The sequence below is a fragment of the Blautia sp. DFI.1.216 genome (assembly GCF_020594215.1).
Classification (GTDB): Bacteria; Bacillota; Clostridia; order Lachnospirales; family Lachnospiraceae; genus Blautia_A; species Blautia_A wexlerae.
In genome coordinates, this window is record NZ_JAJDML010000228.1 from 1 (window position 1) to 264 (window position 264).

Annotated in this window: 1 protein-coding gene; it reads right to left on the reverse strand. The window is 48.1% G+C overall.

Features of this window, described 5'->3' with window-relative positions:
* Positions 1 to 264, reverse strand: a 264-nt coding sequence (locus LJE11_RS19545) for an IS200/IS605 family accessory protein TnpB-related protein (RefSeq protein WP_227296452.1), incomplete at both ends; no start/stop codon positions are given.

The following is a 264-nucleotide window of genomic DNA, read 5'->3' on the forward strand; positions in this document are numbered from 1 at the left end:
TATACGGCAGGCTGTGAAACTTCTGGTTTGTCCTGTGTCCCAGGTCTTTTTCTCTTCGGATGTTCCGGATATCCCCTGTAACGACACAGGTGATTCCCTGTTCCCGGCAGTATTCTGCAAGATACCTTGTGACCTTGTGCAGATAGTCCGTTACTGAGTCTTGTTTTCTCTTATATAACTTCCTGATATGTTTTGATGTGACCGGATGTTTTACTCCCTTTCCGGACTGCTGCCCATACCACTGGGCCTGCACCCTTGCGATCT